Here is a 7,017-nt window from a genome sequence, read left to right as displayed (position 1 = left end):
GATCTATCAGGCAACATTATTGTCGTCTGACACACCCCTTTCGCGAGCAGGCTCGCTCCCACATTTGAACCGATTTCAGCTCAAGATTACTTCTTCGCGGCAACTTTGGCCTTGGCGCCGCGTTGACGCTGCGCTTCGAACAGGCACACGCCGGTCGCCACGGACACATTGAGGCTGCTGACGCTGCCAGCCATCGGCAGGTTCACCAGATAGTCACAGTGCTCGCGGGTCAGGCGACGCATGCCTTTGCCTTCGGCACCCATGATCAGGATGGTCGGGCCGGTCAGGTCCTGGTCATAAATGCTGACCTCGGCCTCCCCCGCCGTGCCGACCACCCACAGACCGCGCTGCTGGAGCTTTTCCAGAGTGCGCGCCAGGTTGGTCACCGCCACCAGCGGAATCACTTCCGCCGCGCCGCAGGCCACTTTACGCACCACGGGCGTCAGGGTTGCCGACTTGTCCTTGGGCACGATCACCGCCAGCGCGCCGGCAGCATCCGCCGAACGCAGGCAGGCGCCAAGGTTGTGCGGGTCGGTCACGCCGTCGAGCACCAGCAACAACGGTGCGCCTTCGGTGCGGTCGAGCAGTTCGTCGAGCATCGCCTCGCCCCAGACCTGGCTCGGGCTGACCTCCGCCACCACGCCCTGGTGCACGCCTTCAACCCAGGCGTCCATTTCGCGGCGCTCGGCCTGACCGATCTGCACACGATTTTCGTTGGCCAGTTCGATCAGGGTCTGCACGCGCGGATCATTGCGGCTTTCGGCCAGCCAGATCTGCTTGACGCGTTTCGGGTGGTGACGCAGCAACGCTTCTACCGCGTGAACGCCGTAGATTTTTTCCAACTGACTCATGACTTCGCCTTCGGTTTACGCGACCCGCCACTTTTGGCTGGAGCCGAACCCGCTTTCGGCGGGCCTTTACGGTGTTTGCTCGGTTTGGCTGGCTTGCCGCCGACGGCCTTGTCAGGCGCCGACCGCCCGGTCTTTCCCCCAGACGACGCTTTACCACCGCTTTTGGCTTCGGCCAGCAAGGCCTTCTTCAATTCACGGCTTTTGCGCAGCTCGGCGTTTTTCGCCACGGCATCGCTCGGGCGATAGGCCTCGACGGCTTTCTCTTTGGCTGGACGACGGCTGGCGGTTTTCGCCGGAGCCTTGTCTTCCACAGCCTTGGTCGCAGGCGCTGCGGTATCGGCGCCACGTTTCTTACGACCAATCGGCGCGCTGATGGTTTTTTCGGCCATCTCGAAGTCGATCTTGCGCTCGTCGAGGTCGACGCGCATCACGCGCACTTCAACGGTATCGCCGAGACGGAAGCTGCGACCGGTGCGCTCGCCCGCGAGGCGGTGATGCACAGGATCAAAGTGGTAGTAATCGCCCGGCAGCGCGGTAACGTGCACCAAGCCTTCGACATAGATGTCGGTCAGCTCGACGAACAGACCGAAACCGGTCACCGCCGTGATCACGCCCGGGAACGATTCGCCGACGCGATCCTTCATGAACTCGCACTTGAGCCAGTTCACCACGTCGCGGGTGGCCTCGTCGGCACGGCGCTCGCTCATCGAGCACTGCTCGCCGAGTTGCTCCAGCGCCGCTTCGTCGTACGGATAGATGCGCGCCTTCGGAATGGTCATCGCCCCTGCGCGGCGAACGTGCGGCGTGTCCTGCTTCGAATGGATCACGCTGCGGATCGCGCGGTGCGTGAGCAGGTCCGGGTAACGACGGATCGGCGAGGTGAAGTGGGTGTAAGCCTCGTAATTCAGGCCGAAGTGACCTTCGTTCTGGGCGCTGTATACCGCCTGACTCAGGGAGCGCAGCATCACGGTCTGGATCAGATGGAAGTCCGGACGGTCCTTGATGCTCGCCAACAGGGCCTGATAGTCCTTCGGCGACGGTCCTTCCTTGCCTTTGTGCAGGGACAGGCCCAGCTCGCCGAGGAAGGCGCGCAGTTTTTCCAGACGTTCCGGTGGCGGGCCGTCGTGGACGCGGTACAGCGCAGGGATTTCGTGCTTCTTGAGGAACTCGGCAGTGGCCACGTTGGCCGCCAGCATGCATTCCTCGATCAGCTTGTGCGCATCGTTGCGGGTGGTCGGACGGATTTCGGCGATCTTGCGCTCGGAACCGAAGATGATCCGGGTTTCCTGCGTTTCGAAATCGATCGCGCCGCGCACGTGGCGGGCAGCCAGCAACACTTTGTACAGCGCATAGAGCTGCTTGAGGTGCGGCACCACGTCGGTGTATTCGCCGCGAAGCTTGCGTGCTTCGGTGGCTTTCGGGGTTTCCAGCATCGCGCTGACCTTGTTGTAGGTCAGGCGGGCGTGGGAATGGATCACCGCTTCGTAGAAGCAGTAGTCGGTCATTTCGCCGGACTTGGAGATGGTCATCTCGCAAACCATGGCCAGACGGTCGACATGCGGGTTCAGCGAGCACAGGCCGTTGGACAGCTGCTCAGGCAGCATCGGCACCACGCGCTCGGGGAAGTACACCGAGTTGCCGCGCACCTGGGCTTCGTTGTCCAGCGCCGAACCGATCTTCACGTAGCTGGAAACGTCGGCAATCGCCACGTACAACTTCCAGCCACCGGAGAACAGACGCAGTTTGCCCGGCTTGGCTTCGCAGTAGACCGCGTCGTCGAAGTCGCGGGCATCTTCGCCGTCGATGGTGACGAACGGTAGATGGCGCAGATCGACACGCTTCTCTTTGTCTTTTTCTTCGACTTCAGGCTTGAGCTTGGCGGCTTCTTTCAGCACCGCTTCAGGCCAGACGTGCGGAATGTCGTAGGTACGCAGCGCGACATCGATTTCCATGCCCGGCGCCATGTAGTTGCCGACCACTTCGACCACATCGCCTTGCGGCTGGAAGCGCGGCGTCGGCCAGTGGGTGATTTTCACCTCGACGAACTGACCGATTTGCGCGTTGGCGTTGCGACCCGGAGTCACCAGCACTTCCTGCTGAATCTTCGGATTGTCGGCCACGACGAAACCGATGCCGCCTTCTTCGAAGTAGCGACCAACGATGCTCTCGTGGGCACGGGACACCACTTCGACGATCACGCCTTCCCGGCGACCGCGACGGTCGAGACCGGAAACCCGAGCCAGGGCACGGTCACCGTCAAACACCAGCCGCATTTGTGCCGGGCTCATGAACAGGTCGTCGCTGCCGTCGTCCGGCACCAGGAAGCCGAAGCCGTCACGGTGACCGCTGATGCGACCGAGGATCAGATCGAGCTTGTCTACCGGCGCATAGGTGCCACGGCGGGTGTAGATCAGTTGAGCGTCGCGCTCCATGGCGCGCAGGCGGCGGCGCAGGGCTTCGATCTGGTCTTCGGTGGTCAGACCAAACTCTTCGACCAGTTGCTCGCGGGCAGCAGGCGAACCCCGATCAGCAAGGTGCTGAAGGATCAGTTCGCGGCTGGGAATAGGGTTTTCATATTTTTCCGCTTCACGAGCGGCCTCGGGATCGAGGGACTGCCAATCGGCCATTAGAGAGTTTTCACCTTGTCTATATGCGGGTTAGTTTGGCATAGGCGTCATCAAACGGGAAATTTCCGACTCTATAAGGCCCTTCTGAAGCCTTGTATCGACGCCTGAAAGCCCTTTTGAACACCGCCGGTAAAAAAAATCATTTTTTTTGCTGCCGGGGGTTTACAGTTAAAAAAGGCGCTCCGTATAGTGCGCGCCATCGACGACGTACACACGTTGACGAGATGCCCAGGTGGTGAAATTGGTAGACACGCCAGCTTCAGGTGCTGGTGACCTTACGGTCGTGGAAGTTCGAGTCTTCTCCTGGGCACCAATTTCGAGTTTGAGACTAGAACAGTTTCAAGACTCACACAAAAACCCGCGAAAGCGGGTTTTTTGCATTCCGGGGAACGGTTTTGTCAAACCCGATTAATTAAAATTAAATCAGGGGTTTACAGATCAAAAAGCGCTCCGTATAGTGCGCCACATCAACAGCGGCAACGCTCGCGATGAATGCCCAGATGGTGAAATTGGTAGACACGCCAGCTTCAGGTGCTGGTGACCTTACGGTCGTGGAAGTTCGAGTCTTCTTCTGGGCACCAATTCAAACTCAAGGTTACGACGTTGAGTTTCCAAAAAACCCGCGAAAGCGGGTTTTTGCGTTTCTGGCGTTTGAAAACCTTCAAGCCCTTGTGGCGAGGGAGCTTGCTCCCGCTGGAATGCGCAGCATTCCTCGCTTTTACATCAGTCATGCCCTCTCTCAGGATTAACGACTGCTACGCAGCCGAGCGGGAGCAAGCTCCCTCGCCACAAATGATCACCAGATCATGCTCTAGCAAACCTCCGCCCTCCCCGCAAGGCGCACTTGAGAAACAATATCGTTTATCATTGTTGCAAGTTTTTGCAATGCGACAGTGAGGAACCCTGCGAATGATGTTTCGAAATACCCTGCGCCGCGGCTTGACCTTCACCCTGTTCGGCCTGGCACTCGCCACTCCCCTCACCCAGGCAGCCGATGCGGTTTCCCTGACGCTCTACAACGGTCAACACAAGGAAGTCGGCGATGCGATCGCCAAGGCTTTCGAAGCCAAGACCGGCATTCACGTCAATGTACGCAAAGGCAGCAGCAACCAGCTCGCCAGCCAGGTCATCGAAGAAGGCGACCGCTCCCCCGCCGACGTGATCTACACCGAAGAATCCCCACCACTGAACAACCTCGGCGAGCAAGGCCTGCTGGCCAAGACCGATGACGCCACGCTGGCCGTGCTGCCGAAAGAATACGTTGCCGGCAACGGCACCTGGATCGGTGTCACCGCGCGGGTTCGCGTGGTTGCCTACAACCCGAAACTGGTCGCCGAAAAAGACCTGCCGAAGTCGGTGATGGAATTCTCCGATCCGAAGTGGCAAGGCAAAGTCGGCTTCGTCCCGACCAGCGGCGCCTTTCAGGAACAGGCCGTGGCAATCATCAAGATGCACGGTCGCGACGCCGCTGAAGAATGGCTGACCGGCCTGCGCGCTTTCGGCAAGACCTACAGCAACAACATGGTCGCGCTCAAAGCCGTGGAAAATGGTGAGGTCGCCACCGTATTGGTGAACAACTACTACTGGTTCGCCCTGCAGCGCGAGAAAGGCAAACTCGACTCGAAACTGCATTACTTCACCGGCGGCGATGTCGGCGGACTGATCACCGTGTCCAGTGCTGCCGTGCTGAAATCCAGCAAACATCCAAAAGAAGCTCAGCAATTCCTTGCCTACATGGCCAGCGAAGAGGGTCAGCGCGTGATCACCCAGACCACCGCCGAATACCCGCTGCACAAGGGCATGGAATCGGATCGCGGGCTCAAGCCATTCAGCGAACTGCAAGCGCCGAATGTCACCCCGGCCGATTTGGGCAACGCTGAGGAAGCCCTGGAACTGGAACGTGAAGTTGGCCTGAACTGATGACCGCATCGTTATCCGCCCCCGCCGCGCGCGGGGGTTACGTGCCACGCCGCAAGCGGCCATCGATCTGGCTGGTGCTGCCGGTTTTACTACTGGTGGTGCTGAGCCTGTTGCCGCTGGCCTATGTCGGGCTGAAAGCCTGGCAGGCCGGCTGGGCCGAGGCGCTGCACTTGCTGTGGCGCCCGTATGTGTTTGGCCTGCTGCGCAACACGCTGGCGTTGATGGTTGGCGTGACGCTGACGTGCGGCGTGATCGGCCTGTCACTGGCGTGGCTGCTGGAGCGCAGCAATCTGCCGGGACGACGCCTGTGGGGCGTGATTCTGTGCCTGCCGTTCGCGGTACCGGCGTTCGTCAGCAGCTTTACCTGGGTATCGTTGAGCGCGCAGTTCGAAGGCCTCGGCGGGGCGATTCTGGTGATGAGCCTGTCGAAGTATCCGCTGATCTTTCTGCCGGTCGCGGCAACCCTGCGCAACCTTGATCCGTCCCTTGAAGAATCGGCTCGCACCTTGGGACAGAACCGCTGGGGCGTGTTTTTCCGCGTCACTCTGCCGTTGCTCTGGCCATCGCTGCTGGCCGGTTCGCTGCTGATTGCCCTGCACATGCTGGTCGAGTTCGGCGCGCTGTCGATCATCGGCCTGCAAACCTTCACCACCGCGATCTATCAGCAATTCGAACTGGAATTCAGCAACGCCAACGCGGCGATGCTTTCGGCGGTGCTGCTCGCGCTTTGTCTGATGCTGCTGTGGCTGGAGTTGCGTGTTCGCGGCAAGGGTCGCCATGTACGCACTGGCCAGGGCGCGGCACGTCAGGCCGAACAAGTGCGATTGGGGCCGTGGGCTATTGTCGGTCAGTTGTATTGCCTGTTGCTGGCGATTGTCGGCAGCGGAATTCCGCTGGGCATGCTCACGTACTGGCTGGCGGTTGGCTCATCGGCAGCCTTCCCGATCGCAGCGATCACTGAAGCCCTGCTGTCTTCGCTGGCCTTATCACTCGGTGGCGCGGCGCTCTGCCTGCTGCTGGCGGTGCCGGTCGGACTGCTGGTGGTGCGTTATAAGGGCCAACTGGCGCTCTGGGCCGAGCGCTTGCCGTATCTGCTCCACGCCTTGCCGGGCCTGGTGATTGCGTTGACGCTGGTGTATTTCGCCCTGCATTACGTGCCGGCGTTGTACCAGACGTCGGCGCTGCTGCTGATCGCCTATGCGCTGCTGTTTCTGCCGCTGGCGCAGGCGCCAATTCGCACGGCACTGAACAAGGCTGCGCCACAGTTGGAAGAAGCGGCACGCACGCTGGGCGCATCGTCGTTCACCGCGTTTTGCCGGGTGACCCTGCCGATCATTTTCCCGGCACTGGGCGCGGCGTTTGCACTGGTGTTTCTGGATGCGATGAAGGAACTGACGGCGACGCTGCTGCTGAGCCCTACCGGGCTTAACACGCTGGCGACCGAGGTCTGGGCGCATACCGCGAATGTCGAATTTGCGGCGGCGGCGCCTTATGCGGCGCTTTTGATTGTGGTGTCGGGGTTGCCGGTGTATCTGCTGACGACCCGTATGTACCTGAGCCGCTAAAAGATCGCAGCCTGCGGCAGCTCCTGCAGGGAAATGCAAATCCCCATGTAGGAG

4 protein-coding genes and 2 tRNA genes are annotated in these 7,017 nt (G+C 60.5%); 4 read left to right on the top strand and 2 right to left on the bottom strand.

The features are described 5' to 3' along the window. Positions 1–86: 86 nt before the first annotated feature. Together rlmB and rnr are read right to left on the bottom strand one after the other, a co-directional pair. Positions 87–851 carry a 23S rRNA (guanosine(2251)-2'-O)-methyltransferase RlmB gene (gene rlmB, locus HT737_RS18540; RefSeq protein ID WP_047290988.1) on the bottom strand — a complete coding sequence of 255 codons (765 nt, stop codon included), beginning with the start codon at positions 849–851 and terminating at the stop codon, positions 87–89. Next, the gene (gene rnr, locus HT737_RS18535) at positions 848–3,478 is read right to left on the bottom strand and encodes a ribonuclease R (RefSeq protein ID WP_182403584.1); all 2,631 of its coding nucleotides are present in this window, start codon (positions 3,476–3,478) and stop codon (positions 848–850) included. The genes rlmB and rnr overlap by 4 nt, the downstream gene beginning before the upstream one ends. A 226-nt stretch (positions 3,479–3,704) precedes the next feature. Here rnr and HT737_RS18530 point away from each other — a divergent pair. The 4 genes from HT737_RS18530 (at position 3,705) to HT737_RS18515 (ending at position 6,963) form a co-directional block, all read left to right on the top strand. Then, positions 3,705–3,791, top strand: a tRNA-Leu gene (locus tag HT737_RS18530). Positions 3,792–3,972: 181 nt separating this feature from the next. Further along, positions 3,973–4,059, top strand: a tRNA-Leu gene (locus HT737_RS18525). 328 nt (positions 4,060–4,387) lie between these two features. After that, positions 4,388–5,398 carry an extracellular solute-binding protein gene (locus HT737_RS18520; protein ID WP_182403582.1) on the top strand — a complete coding sequence of 337 codons (1,011 nt, stop codon included), beginning with the start codon at positions 4,388–4,390 and terminating at the stop codon, positions 5,396–5,398. Continuing rightward, positions 5,398–6,963 (top strand): iron ABC transporter permease, encoded by a 1,566-nt coding sequence (locus HT737_RS18515; protein WP_182403580.1) that lies wholly within the window; start codon positions 5,398–5,400, stop codon positions 6,961–6,963. The genes HT737_RS18520 and HT737_RS18515 overlap by 1 nt, the downstream gene beginning before the upstream one ends. Positions 6,964–7,017 lie beyond the last annotated feature (54 nt).

The organism is Pseudomonas sp. MD195_PC81_125, assembly GCF_014060985.1.
GTDB lineage: Bacteria > Pseudomonadota > Gammaproteobacteria > Pseudomonadales > Pseudomonadaceae > Aquipseudomonas > Aquipseudomonas parakoreensis.
This window is presented reverse-complemented; position numbering and strand designations above follow the sequence as displayed.